This is a genomic window from Actinophytocola sediminis, from assembly GCF_054779715.1.
In genome coordinates this window covers 1-19,350 of record NZ_BAAGXS010000057.1, presented here as the reverse complement: position 1 = coordinate 19,350, position 19,350 = coordinate 1, and the positions used below count along the sequence as shown (strand labels likewise).

At 71.1% G+C, this 19,350-nt stretch carries 17 protein-coding genes; 9 read left to right on the top strand and 8 right to left on the bottom strand.

Annotation, left to right across the window (positions count from 1 at the left end; all coding sequences use genetic code 11):
- Positions 1 to 19: 19 nt before the first annotated feature.
- Positions 20 to 448: a YrhA family protein gene (locus ACYVIP_RS28400; RefSeq protein ID WP_460401738.1), complete on the bottom strand. Its 429-nt coding sequence runs from the start codon at positions 446 to 448 to the stop codon at positions 20 to 22.
- Positions 449 to 546: 98 nt separating this feature from the next.
- On the opposite strand from ACYVIP_RS28400, the gene ACYVIP_RS28395 reads away from it, so the two are divergent.
- From ACYVIP_RS28395 to ACYVIP_RS28380, 4 genes are all read left to right on the top strand, one after another.
- The gene (locus ACYVIP_RS28395) at positions 547 to 2,541 is read left to right on the top strand and encodes a hypothetical protein (RefSeq protein ID WP_460401736.1); all 1,995 of its coding nucleotides are present in this window, start codon (positions 547 to 549) and stop codon (positions 2,539 to 2,541) included.
- An 80-nt stretch (positions 2,542 to 2,621) separates the two neighbouring features.
- Positions 2,622 to 3,347: an NIPSNAP family protein gene (locus ACYVIP_RS28390; RefSeq protein ID WP_460401734.1), complete on the top strand. Its 726-nt coding sequence runs from the start codon at positions 2,622 to 2,624 to the stop codon at positions 3,345 to 3,347.
- A gap of 153 nt (positions 3,348 to 3,500) precedes the next feature.
- On the top strand, positions 3,501 to 3,647 hold the full coding sequence (locus tag ACYVIP_RS28385) for a hypothetical protein (protein WP_460401732.1): 147 nt from the start codon (positions 3,501 to 3,503) through the stop codon (positions 3,645 to 3,647).
- 157 nt (positions 3,648 to 3,804) lie between these two features.
- Positions 3,805 to 3,984, top strand: coding sequence for a hypothetical protein (locus ACYVIP_RS28380; RefSeq protein WP_460401730.1), 180 nt, complete (start codon positions 3,805 to 3,807; stop codon positions 3,982 to 3,984).
- 24 nt (positions 3,985 to 4,008) lie between these two features.
- On the opposite strand, the gene ACYVIP_RS28375 is transcribed toward ACYVIP_RS28380, so the two are convergent.
- The 3 genes from ACYVIP_RS28375 to ychF form a co-directional block, all read right to left on the bottom strand.
- Complete coding sequence (locus tag ACYVIP_RS28375; protein WP_460401727.1) at positions 4,009 to 4,542, bottom strand: hypothetical protein; 534 nt, start codon at positions 4,540 to 4,542, stop codon at positions 4,009 to 4,011.
- Positions 4,543 to 4,683: 141 nt separating this feature from the next.
- Complete coding sequence (locus tag ACYVIP_RS28370; RefSeq protein ID WP_460401725.1) at positions 4,684 to 5,610, bottom strand: Abi family protein; 927 nt, start codon at positions 5,608 to 5,610, stop codon at positions 4,684 to 4,686.
- A 117-nt stretch (positions 5,611 to 5,727) separates the two neighbouring features.
- The gene (ychF, locus tag ACYVIP_RS28365; protein ID WP_460401723.1) at positions 5,728 to 6,810 is read right to left on the bottom strand and encodes a redox-regulated ATPase YchF; all 1,083 of its coding nucleotides are present in this window, start codon (positions 6,808 to 6,810) and stop codon (positions 5,728 to 5,730) included.
- A gap of 264 nt (positions 6,811 to 7,074) precedes the next feature.
- Here ychF and ACYVIP_RS28360 point away from each other — a divergent pair, with 264 nt between their 5' ends.
- Positions 7,075 to 10,281: a S8 family serine peptidase gene (locus ACYVIP_RS28360; protein WP_460401721.1), complete on the top strand. Its 3,207-nt coding sequence runs from the start codon at positions 7,075 to 7,077 to the stop codon at positions 10,279 to 10,281.
- Between the two features lie 95 nt (positions 10,282 to 10,376).
- The gene (locus ACYVIP_RS28355) at positions 10,377 to 11,834 is read left to right on the top strand and encodes an AlkA N-terminal domain-containing protein (RefSeq protein WP_460401719.1); all 1,458 of its coding nucleotides are present in this window, start codon (positions 10,377 to 10,379) and stop codon (positions 11,832 to 11,834) included.
- A gap of 106 nt (positions 11,835 to 11,940) precedes the next feature.
- Here ACYVIP_RS28355 and ACYVIP_RS28350 read toward each other — a convergent pair whose 3' ends face one another.
- Positions 11,941 to 12,393 (bottom strand): VOC family protein, encoded by a 453-nt coding sequence (locus tag ACYVIP_RS28350; protein ID WP_460401717.1) that lies wholly within the window; start codon positions 12,391 to 12,393, stop codon positions 11,941 to 11,943.
- A 94-nt stretch (positions 12,394 to 12,487) separates the two neighbouring features.
- On the opposite strand from ACYVIP_RS28350, the gene ACYVIP_RS28345 reads away from it, so the two are divergent.
- Complete coding sequence (locus ACYVIP_RS28345) at positions 12,488 to 12,940, top strand: GNAT family N-acetyltransferase (protein ID WP_460401715.1); 453 nt, start codon at positions 12,488 to 12,490, stop codon at positions 12,938 to 12,940.
- Positions 12,941 to 12,943: 3 nt separating this feature from the next.
- Here ACYVIP_RS28345 and ACYVIP_RS28340 read toward each other — a convergent pair whose 3' ends face one another.
- Both ACYVIP_RS28340 and ACYVIP_RS28335 read right to left on the bottom strand, forming a co-directional pair.
- Positions 12,944 to 14,596: an outer membrane protein assembly factor BamB family protein gene (locus ACYVIP_RS28340; RefSeq protein ID WP_460401713.1), complete on the bottom strand. Its 1,653-nt coding sequence runs from the start codon at positions 14,594 to 14,596 to the stop codon at positions 12,944 to 12,946.
- 89 nt (positions 14,597 to 14,685) lie between these two features.
- A complete protein-coding gene (locus tag ACYVIP_RS28335) occupies positions 14,686 to 15,666 on the bottom strand; it encodes a LacI family DNA-binding transcriptional regulator (protein ID WP_460402016.1) in 981 nt (326 codons plus the stop codon).
- Positions 15,667 to 15,770: 104 nt separating this feature from the next.
- On the opposite strand from ACYVIP_RS28335, the gene ACYVIP_RS28330 reads away from it, so the two are divergent.
- Together ACYVIP_RS28330 and ACYVIP_RS28325 are read left to right on the top strand one after the other, a co-directional pair.
- A complete protein-coding gene (locus tag ACYVIP_RS28330; RefSeq protein WP_460401711.1) occupies positions 15,771 to 16,628 on the top strand; it encodes a PfkB family carbohydrate kinase in 858 nt (285 codons plus the stop codon).
- A gap of 35 nt (positions 16,629 to 16,663) precedes the next feature.
- Positions 16,664 to 17,248, top strand: a complete 585-nt coding sequence (locus ACYVIP_RS28325; protein WP_460402014.1) for a nucleoside/nucleotide kinase family protein — start codon at positions 16,664 to 16,666, stop codon at positions 17,246 to 17,248.
- Between the two features lie 2 nt (positions 17,249 to 17,250).
- On the opposite strand, the gene ACYVIP_RS28320 is transcribed toward ACYVIP_RS28325, so the two are convergent.
- Positions 17,251 to 19,350: SbcC/MukB-like Walker B domain-containing protein (locus ACYVIP_RS28320; RefSeq protein WP_460401709.1), on the bottom strand; the 2,100-nt coding region annotated here is incomplete at its 5' end.

Here is a 19,350-nt window from a genome sequence, read left to right as displayed (position 1 = left end):
GCCTCCGGAAGTGGGGGACTCAGGCGTCGAGGTACTTGCGCAGGACGTGGGTGAGCAGGGCGGTACAGCCGTCGTACTGGCGGAGGACCTGGCGGGACACCCGGTCGGCGACCACCCACGCGCCCGCCGACAGTCCGAACAGGTCGCCGTTGGCCTCGCCGACCCAGGTGCCCCGCGCGTCGCCGAGCCGCTCGTTGGACTCCACCACGCCGGCCATGAACATGCCGCCGACGTTACGTCCGTCGCGGGTGGAATAGAGCATCGAGCCGTTGAAGTCCAGGCCGTCGGTGCGGGTCAGCAGGTTGAGGTAGGCGGCGGGCAGGATGGCGCCGGTGCGGGCGCGAAACCACGCGTCCACTCTGGCCAGCGCGCTCGGCTCGGCCGGTTTGTTGAGCTCCCAACCCTGCTCGGCCACCTCGTCGAGCAGCTGGTCAAGCGGTTCGGTCACACGGGACTCCTTCGGCTTTAACCCGTTCGGTGCTAGCGGCTCTCGGCGGCGCGTGCCAGGTTCGGCGGGTGGTTTTGTCCGTCGAGTTGGGGAGCGCCATGAAGCGGTCGATGATGCCCGCCCTGATCGTGCTGGCCGCCATGGTGGCCGCGGTCGTCCTGGCGCCGGGCGCGGCCGCTGCGCCGCCCACCTCATCGCGGACGCCACCGCCGACCTGCGATCCGATCGACCCGACAGCCTGTCTGCTGCCGTTCCCGAACGACTTCTTCACGGTGCGCGACCGGTCAACGCCGACCGGCCGCCGGGTGAGTCTGGCCCCCGAGATGATGCCGCGCAATGTCCAGGGGGTGCCGATCGACCCCGAGGAGTGGAACCGGGGCGACGGCTTCTCGCCGGGATCGATGCTGCTCGCGTCCGTGCCGGGCGTCGACCTCGCGCGGACCGGCACGGCTCCGATCACCGACATCGGCAGGTCACTTCGCCGCGACTCCCCGGTCGTGCTGATCGACGCGACGACCGGCAAACGCCACCCGCACTGGGTGGAGCTCGACTCGCGGGCAACCGACCCGAACCGGCAGGCGCTGATCGTGCGCCCGGCGAAGAACCTGATCGAGGGCCACCGCTACATCGTCGGCCTGCGTGACCTGCGGGACGCGGCCGGCGCGCCGATCCCCACCGGCCAGGCGTTCGAGCGGATGCTGCACTGGGCGCCGCCGAGCGACCCGACGCTGCGGGCAAGGTGGCTGCAGCTGCGGCCGGCGTTGGTCCAGCTCTGGCTGTCCGGGGTGCGCCTGCACGACCTGCACCTGGCCTGGGACTTCACCGTGGCCAGCACGAAGAGCCTGACCGGCCGGGCGCTGCACATGCGCGACCAGGCGTTCACCGGCCTCGGGGACGCGGCGCCTGTGGTGAGCGTCACCAGTGTGACGGACCCGACCCCCGCGCAGGACCCGGCGTTCGCCCGCAAGATCGTCGGCACGGTCGAGGTGCCCAAGTACCTCGACACGCCGGCCGGCGGCCCCGGCTCCCGGTTGGCCTACGGTCCGGACGACCGCCCGGCGGCCGACGGGGTGTACCGGGCGACGTTCCAGTGCAACATCCCGCGCAGTGTGCTCACCGAGGGCGCGGCCAGGCCGCTGCTGTGGGGGCACGGCCTGTTCGGCAGCCACACGGCGGTGAACGGCCTCGGCGCGGTGGCCAACGAGAGCAACTCGGTGCCCTGCGGCGCGAGCTGGCTCGGCATGTCCGGCGAGGACATCCCGTTCATCGTCGGCGCGCTCGGCGACCTGTCGCGGTTCGGATCGGTGCCCGACCGGATGCAGCAGGCGTACCTGAACATGATGTACCTGGGCCGGGCGATGATCCACGTCGACGGACTGTCGTCGCTGCCGGCGTTCCAGCTGGGCGAGGTGCCCGCGCTGGACACCTCGGTCGGGCTCGGCTTCGCGGGCGCGAGCCTCGGCGGCATCCAGGGCACCGCGCTCACCGCGCTGGCCACCGACTTCACCCGCTCGGTGCTGATCGTGCCGGCGACCAACTTCTCCACAATGCTCAACCGCGCCTCGCCGTTCCAGCTGCTGCAACCGATCCTGGACGCCGCCTACCCCGACCGGCTCGACCAGCAGGTCGGCCTCGCGCTGATCCAGCTGCTGTGGGACCGGGGAGAGGGCAACGGCTACGTCGCGCACATCACCCGCGACCCGCTGCCCGGCACGCCGGTCAAGACGGTGTTGTTGCACCAGGCGTTCGGTGATCACCAGGTGGCCAACGTGGCCACCGAGGTGGAGGCCCGCACGCTCGGCATCCCGGTGATCCGGCCGACGCTGGCGCCCGGCCGGGACACCGCGGTCGAGCCGCAGTGGAACCTGCCGGCGGTGCCGCGCTTCCCGCACACCGGGTCGGCGCTGGTGGTGTGGGACAGCGGCACGCCGGCGCCCCCGCTTGGCAACGAGGCGCCGACCCAGGGCCAGGACCCGCACGGGCACACCGGGAACACGCCGGCGGCCCGCGCCCAGGCGGCGCACTTCCTGGTCACCGGCGAGGTGATCGACGTCTGCGGCGGCGCGCCCTGCGTGGCGATCCCGACCGGCTGAGGCGGTGCGCGGGTATGTCGGTGTCGCCCAATAAGGTTGTCGCTCACCCGAGAGTCTCCACCGCAGAAGGAGCGGCGCCGATGACCGAGGTTCTCGAACTGCGGCAGTACACGTTGCACCCCGGCAGGCGGGAAACCCTGATCGACCTGTTCGACCGGGAGTTCATCGAGTCCCAGGAGGAGCTCGGGATCCGGTTGTACGGGCAGTTCCGGGATCTCGACGACGACGACCGGTTCGTGTGGCTGCGCGGGTTCACCGACATGGCGGCGCGCGCCGAGGCGCTCGCCGCGTTCTACGACGGCCCGGTCTGGCGCGCGCACCGCGAGGTCGCCAACGCCACGATGATCGACTCGGACGACGTGTTGCTGCTGCGTCCGGTCGCACCCGACCGCGGGTTCGACCTCACCGGCCGCGCCCGGCCGTCGGTGGGCAACGGGATCCCCGCCCGGTCGGACTCGCTGGTCACCGTGACGCTCTATCACCTGCCGCCCGGCGGCGACGACTTCACGGAGCTGTTCGTCGCCGAGGCGGCGCCGATGCTCGCGGACGCGGGGGCGGCGCCGCTGGCGTGCCTGCGCACCGAGCCGGCGGAGAACAACTACCCCGCGCTGCCGGTACGCGGTGGCGAGAACGTCTTCGCCTGGGTCGCGGCCTTCACCGACCAGGATGCCCACCGGGAGCACGTCAGCAGGCTCGGCCGGTTGACCCGGTGGACCCACGACCTGTTGCCGCTGCTCACCAAACACCTCGCGCGCCCGCCAGAGCAACTGCACCTCGCGCCGACGGCACGGTCGTTACTGAGATAAGAGACGCGCGTAACACCCGACGGCCACCGCGCGACCTTGCTTCCGAGTGCATGGGAGGTGGCCCGGGTGGAGCCGCAAATGATTTGGGACGTTCCGGTGGTCGACGGGTTGGATCGCCAACGGAGTCTGGTAGTCACTGTTTCCGATGGGCGGGTGGCTGTGCTCCCGCCCCCTGGCGAGGGGTTTTACCTGCCAGCACAGTCGATCTGGCAACTGCACGAGGCGATTCGGGCGGCCGCGTTGGTGGCCGCCGGCATCGCGCACCGGACGCAGGCAGAACCGGCGAGAGTCGCCCGCTGAGTGCGTCACCCACTCAGGGGATAGTTGCACTGTGACCCAGAGATACGGCTGTTCGGCGGATTCGCCGCCTGCTGTTCGCTGAGTACACAGGAGTGGAGGCCCGGCGCGGGCAACGCCGGCCTCCGCTCAGGAATACCCGGCGGACAGGGGAGAGCCGTTGAACATTCCAGAGTCGCGCCTGCGCGACGCGAACTGGCGCGCCCGAATCTGGCGCAGCGTCGACCGGATGCAACACGAACAGGACAACGAGCGGCGGCGCGCCGCCGGCCTGGCCAGCGCCCGCCGCGCCCAACTGCGCGTGGTGAGCGCCCAGCCGTCAAGCCACAACTCGACCTGACCGAATGCGCTGTTCGGTGTTCGGTCAATACCGAACACCGAACACCACCAGCGAGAGTGCGGCGAACACCAGCAACGATGTGCCCATGACCGGGCCGACGAGCCTGCTCGTCGGCCCGTCGTCCGCGCGCAGCCGGCGCACGAGGAAACCCAGCGCGCCGAGCTGAAGTACCCCGAGCACCACCAGCGACGCGTCCGCAAGGAAGAACGCCAGCGGCACGAAGTGCACCGCCACCACGACGGCCACCCACCACGCCAGCCACCGGCCACGCCCGGTCCGCGACAGGTACAGCCCCCCGACGCCGGCCGCGACCACCTCCGCCGCGACGAGCACGCCGAACCACGCGTACCGCCCCTCCAACGCGCTGCCGTCCGCCCACCGGCGGAACACCACGAAGCCGAACACCCCGGCCAGCAGCACCCCGAGCCCGGAACCGACCCCGAGCCGCCACCGCCACGCGGCCGGCGGATCCTCCTGCCCCCACCCGAACCAGACGAACGCCATCAACCCGAACCAGCCGATGGTGAAGGCATGGTCCCGCGCGAACTCGGTCAGCATCCGGGTCCCGCAGATGTTGAAGGATCATTTCTGCAGGTCAAGAGGCATCCCCTGTCAAAGGTCGAACCGGAATTCGAAGCGTCGCCGCTCGGTGGACCGTGAGTCGACGCGTGCTTGGGGATCGTCTCTGCCCAGGACCAATCATGCCTTGTGATCGCGCGGACTCTGGGGCCGTGCCAGTCCCACCCGGAACACGGAGTCCCGGGGGTGTTGCTCGACGACCCGCGGGAGCACCGGATCAGCGATCTTGCCGCGCACGGCCAGGTCGTCGAGTGACGCGATGACATCGAGAACCGCACGCGCATCGAACTGCCCCGCCAAGCGCTTCGCCTTGTTCCGCACATTGTTTGGTGTAGGCCCGGCGTCGAGGACCGAGTGGTGCCACAGCCGGCTGTGGTGGGCGCACCGGTTGCGCAGGTAGACCAATGACCTCACTCGGTAGGCGAACCCGGCCTTCGCGATCCCGACGCTGGTCGCCACGGCGTCGGCCAGCGCCCCGCCCGCCCCGCGCTCGATGGCCTTGGACAGCGTTCCGAACGACCACGCTTCCACGGCGGACCACACGGGCAGCCTGCTGTAGTCGACGCGGTCGCCTGCCCGGTACCGCAGGATGTGGCGGTCCTTGCTGCGGTCGATGTCACGCAGGCACGACTCGACGGTCGGCTCAACGTTGCCGATGTCGGTGTAGAAGCCCTTCTCGAGGAAGCGACCGTACGGACCGTGCACGTCGGCGATCACGCGGGCGACATGTGTGCGCAGCAGGAGTTCGACCCGCGCGAGCGGTTGGTTGAGCGCGGTGCGCAGCGCCTCGTCGGCTTCGTAGACATGACGAATCTCAGCGAATGTCACGTGGGGCGCAAACGCATCGTCGCCCAGATGGGGAGCCCGCTGGAAGTATCGTGCGTAGCCGGAGAACCGGTAGTAGTTGTTCGAGGCGAGGAACGCCGCACAGGCGGCCTCGTCGTCGATGGCGAGACCACGGCGGGCCAGGAGCGCGACCTGCTCCCCCACGGACAGGCTGGGCTTCACGTGCGCTCCGGAAAGAAAAGGCCCCTCCCATTTGAGCATCGTTGAGAGGCTTGGGAGGGGGTCGATTAGAACTAGTCTAGCCGATGTGCCGGGCCGCCACCACTGGGTCGGCCACCGCGTCAAGCGCGGAGGGGGCGCCGCCCACGTCTCCCGCTCTCAGACGTTGAAGCGGAACTCGACCACGTCGCCGTCGGCCATCACGTAGTCCTTGCCCTCGATGCGGACCTTGCCGGCCGACTTCGCCGAGGTCATCGAGCCGGCGTCGACCAGGTCGTCGTAGGAGACCACCTCGGCCTTGATGAAGCCGCGTTCGAAGTCGGTGTGGATGACGCCGGCGGCCTGGGGCGCGGTCCATCCCTTGTGGATGGTCCAGGCGCGCGCCTCCTTCGGCCCCGCGGTCAGGTAGGTCTGCAGGCCGAGGGTGTGGAAACCCGCGCGCGCCAACGAATGCAGCCCCGGCTCCTGCTGGCCGATCGACTCGAGCAGCTCGCGCACCGCGGCCTCGTCGTCCAGTTCGAGCAGCTCGGCCTCCACCTTGGCGTCCAGGAACACCGCGTCCGCCGGCGCGACCAGTTCGGTCAGCGCCGCCAGCCGGTCCTTGTCGCCGAGCACCGACTCGTCGGCGTTGAACACGTACAGGAACGGCTTGGTGGTCAGCAGGGTCAGGTCGCGCAGCAGCGCGCTGTCCACCTCCGCGCCGGCGGCGAACAGCGTGCGGCCGGCGTCCAGGATCTCCTTGGCCTTCACCGCGGCGTCGAGCGCGGGGCGGGCCTCCTTGCGGGTGCGCGCCTCCTTCTCCAGCCGGGGCAGTGCGCGGTCGAGGGTCTGCAGGTCGGCCAGGATCAGTTCGGTGTTGATCGTCTCGATGTCGCTTGACGGGTCGATCCGACCGTCCACATGCACCACATCGGGATCGTCGAAGACCCGGATCACCTGGCAGACCGCGTCCGCCTCGCGGATGTTGGCGAGGAACTTGTTGCCAAGGCCCGCCCCCTCGGACGCGCCCTTCACCAGGCCCGCGATGTCCACGAACGACACCGTGGCCGGCACGAGCCGCGTACTGCCGTAGAGCCCGGCGAGCACGGCCAGCCGCGGGTCGGGCAGCGGCACCACCCCGACGTTCGGCTCGATGGTGGCGAACGGGTAGTTGGCCGCGAGCACGTCGTTGTTGGTCAGGGCGTTGAAGAGGGTCGACTTGCCGACATTGGGCAAGCCGACGATCCCGAGGGTGAGACTCACGTCCGGTGAGTCTACGGACCGGGATTCGGTAATCAGCGCGCACCAATGCGTTACCCAATTGACGGTAGCGAATGGGTTACACGGAGCGACTTTATCAACGGAGCGTTCCATAATCGCACTTCAGAGCACGGGATTACCCCGTTTGGGTGCTAGTCAGGTAGGTGATACTCAACAACACTCCGTGAGCACCTCTGGACTTTCGCACAACCCCGCGCGCGCGAGTGATCCCTGCTTGCTCGGCCCGCTCGAGATGAAGGACATGGGATGACCCATCGTGACTCGCGCAGGCGAGTGACCGGCCTGGCCGCGGCGCTGCTCGCCGCCGCGGTCGGTGTCTCGCTCGCCGCGCTGCCGGCGACCGCGGGCGCCGACCCGGCCGATCTGCCGACGGTCCCCGACCTCGGCACCCTCCTTGGCAAGCAGGACCGCGACCTGATCGCCCAGGCCCGCCAGGACGGCGAGGACACCGTCGAGATCATGGTGATGGGCGACCGGGGGGTCGTCGACAAACTCACCGCCGCCGGCGCCGAGATCCGGTACCGGGCCGACGAGCTCGGCTACGTCCGGGCCGAAGTGCCCGTCGCCGAGGTCGACCGGATGGCCAAGATCCCCGGTGTGGACGCGCTGGACGTCGACCGGGAGATCAAGCTGGAGGAGCCCAAGCCCCTGGGCATCGACGACCCGACGCCCCAGCCGCCGCCGGGCAAGGACACCCCGAAGGTCAACCCGTACATGCCGACCGGCGACACCGGCGCGGCCCAGTTCGTCGAGGCGAACCCCAAGTTAGACGGCCGGGGCGTCACCGTCGGCATCGTGGACCTCGGCATCGACCTGGCCCACCCGGCGCTGGCCACCACGACCACCGGCGAGGACAAGATCGTCGACTGGGTCACCGCGACCGACCCCGGCTTCGACGGCGGCGTGAACAACGACAACGACCCGACGTGGATCGACATGTCGAGTCCCGCGCCGGGTCAGCCGTCCGGCTACCGCTACGGCGTGTTCAACGAGCGCGACCCCCGGCTGGCCGGCGCCATCGGCCAGGACGTCGACCGCGACGGCAACCCGGCGGGCAGCATCGGCACCTTCGGCGTGCTGTGGGACCCGAGCAGCGGCCAGGTCTGGGTGGACACCAACCAGAACAAGGACTTCGCCGACGAGCAGGCGATGACCGACTTCAAGGTCAGCCGGGACGTCGGCACCTTCGGTGAGGACAACCCGTCGACCGCGGTCGCCGAGGAGCTGCCGTTCGTCGTGCAGACCAACCCGGACACCGAGTCGGTCAACATCGGCATCGTCTCCGGCGACCACGGCACGCACGTGGCCGGCATCGTGGCGGCCAACGGCATGTTCGGCGGCAAGATGTCCGGCGCGGCCCCCGGCGCGAAGCTGGTGTCGGTGCGCGCCTGCCTGTTCGTCGCCGGCTGCACCGTGCACGCCATGACCGAGGGCATGATCTACGCCGCGACCGAGGCGGACGTCGACGTGATCAACATGTCGATCGGCGGCCTCGACCTGATCAACGACGGCCAGACGGTCCTGGAGAAGCTCTACAACGAGCTGATCGAGACCCAGGACGTGCAGATGTTCATCTCCGCCGGCAACTCCGGCGCGGGCGTGAACACCGTCGGCTTCCCGTCGACGGCCGACAAGGTGATCAGCGTCGGCTCCTACATCACCAAGGCGACCTGGCAGCGCAACTACGGCTCGGACGCCCGGCAGGAGGAGAACCTGCACGGCTTCTCCTCGCGCGGTCCGCGCGAGGACGGCGGGTTCAAGCCGAACCTGATCGCGCCCGGCTCGGCGATCTCGCCGACGCCGATGTTCATGGCGGGCGGGCCGCTGGTCGGCACCTACGAGCTGCCGCCCGGCTACAGCATGCTCAACGGCACGTCGATGGCCTCGCCACAGGCCGCCGGGGTCGGCGCGCTGCTGGTCAGCGCCGCGCTGGCGCGCGGGGTCGAGCACAGCCCGGCGCAACTGCGCCAGGCGCTGACCTCGACGGCCAGGTTCATCCCCGGCTACGGCGCCTACGAGCAGGGCAACGGCCTGATCAACACGCAGAAGGCCTGGAACGCGCTGAAGGCGAACATCGACACCGTGGACATCTCCTCGGCGGTGCCGGTGAACACCGTGCTGAAGGACTTCCTGGCCACGCCGGGCGTCGGGGTGGGCATCAACGACCGCGAGGACGTGGCCAAGGGTGACCGCTACACCCGCGAGTACACGTTCAAGCGCACGTCCGGGCCCAACCACGCGGTGACCTACCAGGCGAAGTGGGTCGGCAACGACGGCACGTTCAGCTCGAGTCCGACGGTGACGCTGCCGAAGAACTCGGCGGTGAAGTACCGGGTGACGATCAACCCGCGCAGCACCGGCATCCACTCGGCGATCCTGAACCTGGACAGCCCGACGACCACCGGCATCGAGTACCAGACGATGAACACGGTGATCGCCGCGGACGACTTCACCGCGTCCAACGGCTACCAGGTCCGCCACGGCGGCCAGATCGGGCGCAACGAGACCGACAGCTACTTCGTCCGGGTCCCGGCGAACACCCCGGCGCTGAAGGTCGACCTGACCGGCGGCGGCACCGGGGAGGGCGCGGGCCAGATCCGGTTCCTGCGGTTCCACCCGTACGGGGTCGGCATCGAGGACAACTCGACGCCCAACTGCTACAACCCGCCGGTGCCGCCGGCCAACGCGTGCGACGCCGGTGACCCGAGCAGCCGCACGTACACCGATCCGCTGACCGGTGTGTGGGAGATCGTGGTCGAGGCCCGGCGGACCTCGGACGCGGCGGTCGCGAAGTACACGCTGACCGCCTCGGTGCTCGGCGCGACGGTGTCGCCGGATCCGGACACCATCGACTCGGCCGCCGCCGGCCAGCCGATCGCGCGGGAGTACACGCTGACCAACGCGTTCGGTGCGTTCACCGGGCGGGCGACCGGCACGGCGCTCGGCAGTGCCAAGGTCGACACGCCGACCATCGCCGACGGCGCGCAGCAGCAGTTCCCGGTCACCGTCGGTGCGGGTGCGACCTCGCTGCGGGCCAAGATCGGCAACACCGCCGACCTCGGCGCCGACCTCGACCTGTACGTGTTCAACTGCACGTCGGGCACGTGTGTCGAGGCCGGGGTCACCGCCGACGGCGACTCGGAGGAAGAGGTCCGGATCGCGAACCCGACGCCGGGCGCGTGGGTCGTGCTGGTGGTCGGGTACGCGGTGCCGGCGGGCACCACCACCTACGACTACGTGGACGTGTTCACCAGCCCGTCGTTCGGCACGCTGGCGGTCACCGACAGCAACGCGGCGCGGCCTGGTGGCGCGTCGTGGACGGTGGCCGGCACGCTGACCCCGCAGGCGGCGCCCGCGGCCGGTCGGGTGCTGCTCGGCAACGTGCAGGTGCTGACCGACGCGGGCGCGTTGGTTGGCACCGGTGATGTGGTGGTCAAGGCCGTCACGTCGTAGTTTTGTCGGCGGCGAAGGGCCGCTCCCGGCGTTGGCCGGGGGCGGCCCTTTCCATGTCTGTTTCCCGCTAGCTGACGCCCGTTTGCGCAGGCAGTATGGGTGTCGTGCGAATCGACGAAGAGCAGGGCTACCGGGCATCGGCGTCCAGGGACGCGCGGTTCGACGGCCAGTTCATCGTGGCCGTGCGGACCACCCGGATCTACTGCCGGCCGTCCTGCCCGGCCATCACGCCCAAGCGGCACAACATGATGTTCTTCCCCACCGCGGCCGCCGCGCAGCAGGCCGGGTTCCGCGCGTGCCGGCGGTGCCTGCCGGACTCGGTGCCCGGCTCGCCGGAGTGGAACCTGCGCGCCGACCTGGCCGGCCGGGCGATGCGGCTGATCAGCGACGGGGTGGTGGAGCGCGAGGGGGTGCCCGGCCTGGCCCGCCGGGTGGGGTACTCGGAGCGGCACCTGAGCCGGGTGCTGGCCGCTGAGCTCGGTGCCGGCCCGCTGGCGCTGGCCCGCGCGCACCGGGCGCACTCGGCGCGCCTGCTGATCGAGACGACCGATCTCGGCTTCGCCGACATCGCGTTCGCGGCCGGGTTCGCGAGCGTGCGGCAGTTCAACGACACCACGCGCGCGGTGTTCGCCAGCACGCCCTCGGGGCTGCGGGTGGCCGCGCGGCGGCGGTCCAGGACCGCGGCGCCCGCGGCCGGCAAGGTGACCCTGCGGTTGCCCTACCGCGAGCCGTACGACGCCGCCGGCATCTTCGCGTTCCTGGCCGCGCGCGCGATCCCGGGTGTGGAGTCCGTTGTGGACGGTGAGTACGCGCGGACGTTGCGCCTGGCGCACGGCACCGGGACCGCGCGGGTGCGACCGGCCGACGGACACCTGGACTGCACGCTGCGGCTGACCGACCTGCGCGATCTCGGCAGCGCGGTGTCCCGGCTGCGCAGGCTGTTCGACCTGGACGCCGACCCGAGGGCGGCCGACGAGGTGCTCGGCGCGGACCCGGCGCTGGCCGCGTCGGTGGCGGCGGTGCCCGGCATCCGGCTGCCCGGCTGTGTGGACGACGCGGAGATCGTGACCAGGGCGTTGATCGGCCAGCAGATCTCGGTGGCCGCCGCGCGGACGGCACTGGGCAGGCTGGCCGCCGCGCTCGGCGACCCACTGTCCACTTCGGACGACACGTTGACCACGGTGTTCCCCGCGCCGGCGACGATCGCCGCCAGGGGGGCGGAGGTGCTCACCGGTCCCCGGCAGCGGATCGACACCGTGCTGATGGTCAACGCGGCGTTGGCCGCCGGTGACCTGGAGGTGCACGTCGGGGCGGACGAGGAGGAGCTTTCCGGTGCGCTGCGGGCGTTCTCCGGGGTGGGGCCGTGGACGGCGGGGTATGTCGCGATGCGGGTGCTCGGTGCGCCGGACGTGTTGCTGTCCACAGATGTCGCGGTACGCAACGGCGCCGCGGCGCTGGGACTGCCGAACACCCCGAAGGACCTGGCGGCGCACGCGAACGCCTGGCGGCCGTGGCGTTCCTACGCCGGCCTGCACCTGTGGCGCGCGGCCTGACCCATGCCCTGAATGGGGCATTGGCGACGTTCAACGCCCTGAATGACCCATTCAGGGCGTTGTGCGGTGCCTGCCGCGGCCGGACGCGACATTCGGGCCGTACGTGCTAGGCGGCGCAGAACTCGTTGCCCTCGGGGTCCCGCATGATCCACCAGTGCCCTGCTGGTCCCTTGTCGAACTCCTGGACGCGGGTCGCGCCGAGGCTCTCCAGGCGGGTGACCAGCTGCTCGAGGCCGCCCTGCCCGCTGTGGATGTCGATGTGCAGCCGGTTCTTGCCGGCCTTGGGCTCCGGCACGTCCTGGAACAGCAGCCGCCGGCCGAGGCCGGTGCCGCTGGTCTGGTCGAACGGGTCGTCGGGATGGCGGACCCCGGCGAAGCCCCGGAACGTCCTGCGCCCACCGTGGTCGAGGACCGCGTCCGCGCCGATGTGCCCGGCGGCCAGCAGTTGCTCGATGAGCGCGCTCGGATCCTCCACCTGGTACTCCAGGGCCGAGGCCCAGAAGTCCGCGAGCGCGGCCGCGTTCGTGCTGTCGATGACCAGCTTCCAGCTCAGTGCCATGTAACCAGTTATAGCGGTTACATGTCTCGCTCGCAACCAGCGAGCGAGCGTGTCGATCCAGGAGGGGAAGTAGATGACGTCCCGAGATGTCCGGGTGACCAAGGTGCTTGCCGACGATCTCGTCGATATCGTGGCGCTGCTCAACGAGTTGGATGTGTTCTACCGGGACGCTGTGCTGGAATCGGCGACCGTGCGCACGGCGCAGACCAGGTCGGCGCTCACCGGGAACTCACCGTCAGCGCAGGCGATCATCGCGCGAAATGACGCGGGTGAGCCACTTGGGTTCGCTGCCTACTCTTTTCTGTGGCCCGCCTCGGGTTCGAGTCGGTCGCTTTATCTCAAAGAGCTGTATGTGGCCAAGGAAAGCCGGCGCACCGGGGTCGGACGTGTTCTGCTGCAGCGGATATTCGACCTGGCCAGGGACGCGGGCTGTCGTCGCGTGGAGTGGACGGCCGACAAGTCCAATGTGGCCGCTGCCCGCTTCTACGAAAAGCTCGGCGCCGCGCCGGCACCGGAGAAAACCGTGTACCGATACCAGCTTGGCTGATCGTCAGCGCAGGCCGACGACCTGAACCGGGGCGTCGTTCGCCGTCACCAGTGGGGCGGCGACCACGACCGCGCCCGGCGCGGCGACCGCGAAGAGCCCCTCGTCGCTGCCGAGCCGGTTGTGCGGTGGGCCGAGCGTGACCGGCACCAGGTGCGTCTCCTGCGACTCGTAGGTGCCGACAGCCAACTCGATCCGGCCGGTCTCGACGAGGCGGTCGAAGTTGATGGGCCGGTCGACCCCCGTCAACGCCGGGCTCACGCACACCACACCCGCGTCGAGGAACGCGCCGAAGTAGGTCGCCGCGCACTGCCGGAGGTCGTCCTTGCCCGGCACCGTCTCACCGGTCGTCACGTCGATGAGCCGGTACTGGTCGCTCGCGCGCGTCCGCAGCACGCCGATCCCGCCCGCCAGCAACTGCACCGGCGTGGCGAACGGGAGTGGGTCCCCGGTGCCGACGTCGAGTATCGCGGCGGTCGACCGGTTCGTGGACCCGTCCGTCACGAAGTGCAGGGCGACGAGCCGGCGGTCAGGCGCCAGCTCACCGAGGACGTCGATGGCGTCGGTCGGCTTCGGCATCCGCATCCGGTGCTCCCAGCGCACGTCACCCGTTCTGCCGTCCACCAGGACATAGCGGAACTCGGTGAACACCCACGAGCCGTCGTGCGTGCCGCAGGCCAACGGCAGCAGCATCCCGGCCGCCACGGCGAGCTGCGCGGTCCGTTCGGACATCAGCTGGCAGTCGCGGGGCGGGCGGTAGGACCACAGCCGCGTGCCGTCGGTCAGCGAGTTGCCGAAGAACTCCTGCTCGTCGGCGGTGGCGCCGACGTAGGAGTTGTCGGTCACCGGGGTGACGAAGAAGGGTGGACGCTCCTCGGCGACGTCCTCGGTGGTGAACCGGACCTCGCCGGTGAACGCGTCGATGACCTCACGCGCGACCGGAGACCGGTCGCGCCGCGTGCCAGGCGACAGGTCGCGCGGCTGGAACTCGACCACCACGGTCCTGCCGTCCGGGCTCGCGCCGAGCTGCTCGGCCTGGGCGCCGTGCCGCGTCCGCCGCCACCGGAGGTCACCGGTCTGCCCGTCGAGCGCCACCACGCCGTCGGTCAGCAGCACCACCACCCCCGCGCCCGCCGCCACGACGTCCCGCACCTGGCCGTCGAGCCCGGTCGACCACGCCACCTCGGACACCGAGGCCGGCAGGGCCGCGGCCTCGACCGCGCCCGCCGTGGTGGCCTCGACCGGCAGTCCCGGTGCGGCCAGCGCGAGTGGCGTCGCGACCACGGGGACCAGGAGGAACGCGCCAACGGTGACCGGCCGCCGCCCAGCGCGCGGGCCGCCTCGCACGGCGAGCAGCGCGCCCACGGTCACCGCGAGGCCGCCGAGTGCCGCGACAACCGTTGCCCTGCCGGGGAAACCGCGGCTGTACTGGTCGAAGAACCCGAGCACGGCGAGCACGGTCACGGCGAGCGCCACCACCGCCGCGGTGAGCACCACCGCCCGGCGCCGCGTCCACACCAGCGGCGTCAGCACCAGGATCAGCACGACCGTGCCGGCCCTGGTCCACCCCGGCGCCGGTGTCGGCTCGACGAAATCGTTGCCGAGTGCCCACGCGACCACCAGTGCCGCGACCCCGGCCACCCCCAGTCCGATCGCCACGGCGACTCGGACAGCTACAGGTCTCTCCCCATCCACAGTGGATTTCTAGCAGTTCTCGCCGGTGGCGTGGGTCGCGGTTTGGTGAAATCTCACGGACAGCCACACGAGTGCCGGTGCAGGAACGTCGTCGGCAGCCGTTTGGTGACCGCGGTCCGGTCCGGGTCGGCGATGCGTTCCAGCAGCAGCCGCACGGCCGTCCGCCCCATCTCCTCGACCGGCTGCGCCACGGTCGTCACCGGTGGATCGAGCAACTCCGCCCACTCGACCTCGTCGTACCCGACCACGGCCAGGTCCCGCCCGACCCGCAGCCCGCGCTGCCGGCACTCCCGCAGCACGCTGACCAGCATCGCGTTGCTGCCCGCGATCACCGCGGTCGGCGGGTCGTCGAGATCCAGCAGCGGCGCCAACCCGTCCCCGGCCGCGTCTCCGCCGACCACGAGCGCCGGGTCCCAGGTGAGCCGCGAGCGGCCGAGCCCGAGCCGGTAGCCGAGCACCCGCTCCGTGGTCGTCGCCAGCGCCGCCGCGCCGCTGATCATCCCGATCCGCCGATGCCCGAGATCGGCCAGATGGCGCACCAGCCCGGACGCCGCGTAGACGTTCTCCGGGCCGACCTGGTCGATCTGCTGGCTGGTGGTCAACCGGTCGAGGAGCACGATCGGGATGCCGAGCTTGTCCAGGTCCGGCAGCACGGTGCCGGAGGCGCGCGGCGATGGCGTCAGGATCAGCCCGTCCACCCGGCGGGAGCGCAGCTTGCGGATCGCCAACTGCTCGGTGTCCGGCTCGTCGTGGGTGTCCGCGAGCACCAGGGTGTAACCCGATCGGGTGGTCTCGTGCTCGATGGCGCGGATCAGATCGGCGAAGTACGGGTTCGTGGCCAGGGAAATGGCCACGCCGAGGGACCGGGTGCCGCCGGTGACCAGCGAGCGCGCGATAGCGTCCCCGGTGTAGCCCGTCCGTTCGATCGCGTCGAGCACCCGCGCCTTGGTCTCCGGCGCGACCGATCTGGTCGAGTTCACCACGTGCGAGACCGTGGTGATGGACACGCCGGCGAGTTCGGCGATGTCTCGCATGGTGACCACGGCAGGCTCCAGATCGATCAGAACGCAAGCGATTGCGCAAACGGTTGCGCAGACCATACAGAGATCACCAACCGGCTCGTCATGGAGGTCAGCAGGTGCTCGCCGGAGACCCCGTGGTCGTCGCGGTCGGTCTGTGCACGGTCGACCTCGTGCAGCGGGTCGAGCGGCTGCCGGCGCCCGGCCAGAAGGTGCAGTCCATCTCGGTCGAGCTGGCCGCCGGCGGGCCGGCGGCCAACGCCGCGGTCGCCGTGTCCGCGCTCGGCGGCCGGGCCGGACTGTCCACTGTGCTCGGTTCACATCCGTTGGCACGGTTGGCTTTCCAGGACCTGACCGACTGCGGCGTACGGGTCACCGACGTCCTCCCGCAGCGGGTGGCGCCGCCGCCGGTGAGCGCGGTCTCGGTGCGCGACTCGGACGGCGAGCGGACCGTGGTGTCGGCCAACGCGGCGGGTGTCACGGCGGTGGCGGACGTCGACCTGACCGGGGCGGGCGCGCTGCTGCTCGACGGTCACCATCCGGAGCTGGCGCTGCGGGCGGCGCGCGCGGCCAGGGCGGCGGGAGTGCCGGTGGTGCTCGACGCGGGGAGCTGGCGGCCGGTGATGGCCGAGCTGCTCGAACTGGTGGACGTCTGCGCGTGCTCGGCGACGTTCGCGTCCCCGGCGCCGCTGGTCAACCCGGTCGTGATCCGCACGGCGGGGCCGGATCCGGTCCGGTGGACGGCTTCTGGCACGCGCGGGGAGGTCCCGGTCCCCGAGGTGGCGGTGCGTGACACGGCGGGCGCTGGCGATGTCTGGCACGGTGCCGCGGCACTCGCGGTCGCCAGGCTCGGCCGGGTGCCGACCGCAGCGGAGTTACCGGGGCTGATCGAGTTCGCCAACCGCGCGGCCGGCGTGCGCATCGCGCACGCGGGCCCGCGCTCGTGGATGCCGTCGATGCGGAGGCTGGTGCCGTGAAGTTCGCCGACCTGCTCGCCAGGGCCGAAACACTGATGCGCGCGGAACGCGCCATTCTCGGTATCTGCGGGCCGCCGGGAGCCGGCAAATCCACCCTCGCCGAACGCCTGGCAACCGAACTCGGCCCGGGTGCGGCACACCTCGGTATGGACGGTTTCCACCTGGCCAAGGCCGAACTGGACCGACTGGACCGAACCGCGAGAAAAGGCGCCCCGGACACCTTCGACGCGGCCGGTTACGTGCACCTGTTGGACCGGCTGAAAACCAACCCCGCCAACGAGATCGTGTACGCCCCCCGGTTTCGCCGGGATCTGGAGGAACCCATCGCCTGCGCGGTCCCCATCGCGCCGGAAATCCGCCTGGTGGTCACCGAGGGGAATTACCTGCTGCTTCCCGACGACCCGTGGCGTCGAGTTCGTCCCCTGCTCGACGAGTGCTGGTTTCTCGCCCCGGAGGAGAACTTACGACGCACGTGGCTGCGCTACCGGCACGAGGCCTACGGCAGAACCCCGGAGGAGGCCGACGAACGCACCCTGGGCTCCGACGAACGCAACGCCGTGCTGATCAACGCCACCCGGGACACCGCGGACCTGGTCATCCCGACCCCGGTCGAGGACTGAGCTCAGGCGATCAACTCGACCGACGACCCGGTGCGCGACTTGCGCACGCGCAGCCGGGTCGGGATGCGCTGCCGCAGTTCCTCCACATGCGACACCAGGCCGACCACCCGCCCGCCGGCCCGCAGTTCGTCCAGCGTGTTCATCACCTCGTCGAGGGTGTTCGCGTCGAGCATGCCGAACCCCTCGTCGACGAACAGCGTGTCCAGCAGCGCTCCGCCGGTCTCCGCCGCGACGACGTCGGCCAGCCCCAACGCCAGTGCCAGCGACGCGAGGAAGGTCTCCCCGCCGGAGAGCGTCTTCGCCGGCCGGACCTGCCCGGAGTAGTCGTCCAGCACGTCCAGGCCGAGCCCGCCGCGCCTGCCCCTCGGGCCGGCGGCGTCGCTGTGTACGAAGGAGAACCGGTCGTCGCTCATCCGCCGCAGCCGGGCGCTGGCCGCCACCGCGACCTCCTCCAGCCGCGACGCCAACACATACGCGCGCAGTGACATCTTCCGCGCGTTCTGCCCCCGACCGTTCACCACATCAGTGAGCGCGGACAACTCTTCGTACTCGGCCTCCGCCGGTGCGAGCGCCGTCCACGCCGCCCGCAGCCGCGTCGCGAGCTCCGCCACGTCGGCCAGCGTCGCCCGCGCCACCTGCTCGTCCACCTTCGCCTGCTCGAAGGTCTCTCTGGCCTGGGTCAGGGCGTCCGCCGCCGCGCCGGCGGGCACGTCGAGCGTCGGGTCGACATCGCCGAGCGCGGCCAGCACCTGCCGCGCGCCCGCCGCCCGCGCCCGCGCGTCGTCCAGTTCCCGCTCGATCCGCGCCATCACCTGGTCGGGGAGTGCGGCGCGTGCTGCCGCGTCGGCGTCGTCGAACCCCGCCTCCGCCACCGCCTTCGCCAGCACGGCCCGCTGCTCCTTGGCCCTGGCCTCCGCCGAGTCCAGCGCGGCCATCGCCTCGGCCAGCGCGTCGAGCCGCTCGGCGGTGTCGAGCAGGTGATCCCGCCGCGCGGCGACGTCGGCCTGCGCTCCCCGCGCCTGCTCCAGGCGTACCGACCGCTGGTCGATCCGCTCGGCCAGCACCACCCGCTCCCGCGCGTACCCGGCGGCCTTCTTCTCCGCGTCGAGCCGGCGGGTGCCCAGTTCCGTTGCCTCGTGTTCGAGGGTGTCCACCCGCTCGCGCAACCGGTGTCGCTCCGCGGCCAGCGCCGACGCGTCGGCGTGGGCGGCCACCGCGGCGGCCAACGCCGTCCTGGCATCCCGGCCGGCGACGCGTTCCTGGAGGGACGCGAGCCGCCGTTGTGCCTCGGCCAGCGCGTCCTTGGCCGTGTTCCTGGCGGCGTGCGCACGCTGTTCCCGGTGCTCGGCGTCCTGTTCGTCCTGTGCGGTGACCCGGCCGACCTCGCCTTCTGCCGGTGCCGGATGGTCGCCGGATCCGCAGACCGGGCAGGGCTGCCCGTCGGCGAGCGCGCCGGCCAGTTCGGCGGCCATGCCGGTCAGTCGCCGCTGCCGGATGTCCTGCCAGGCGTCGCGCGCGTCCTGATGCTCGTCGACCGCCGCCGAGTGTGCGGCGGTCGCGGTTGCCACGCTGGTCTCCGCCAGCGGAATCCTGGCCGCGTCCTTGGCGAGCGCCGCCAGTTCGTCCTTTGTGGACAGTAGGTCGGACAGCGAGTCCGCTGCACGAACGGCCTCCCCGAGCCGTTCCCGACTCTGCTGGATCTCCTCTGGCAGCAGGGAAAGCCGCGCAGCGCATTCCTCGACGGCCGTCCGCGCCCGACGAAGCGACCCGGCCAACCCGGCGAGCGCGTCCTGATCGGCCTCCTGCTCGCGGGACTCGGCCACCAGCGCCGTGAGCGCCCCGGCCTCCTCCCGCGACCGCCCGGCCGCGACCCGCGCCCAGCCGCCGGCCGCGTTCTCCGCCACCGGTTGCCCGTTGGAACCCAGTCGTGACAACCGATCCGCGTGCACCTCGGCCGGCAGCTCGGCGAACCGTTCGGCCATCGTCGCCTCGGCGTCGGCCACCAACCGGGTGACCCGCGTCAGCTCCCGCGCCACCGGCACCGCCCCGGCCGCGCGCCGCGCCGCCGCCCACTCCTCCCGCCGCGCCGCCCGCTCATCCGC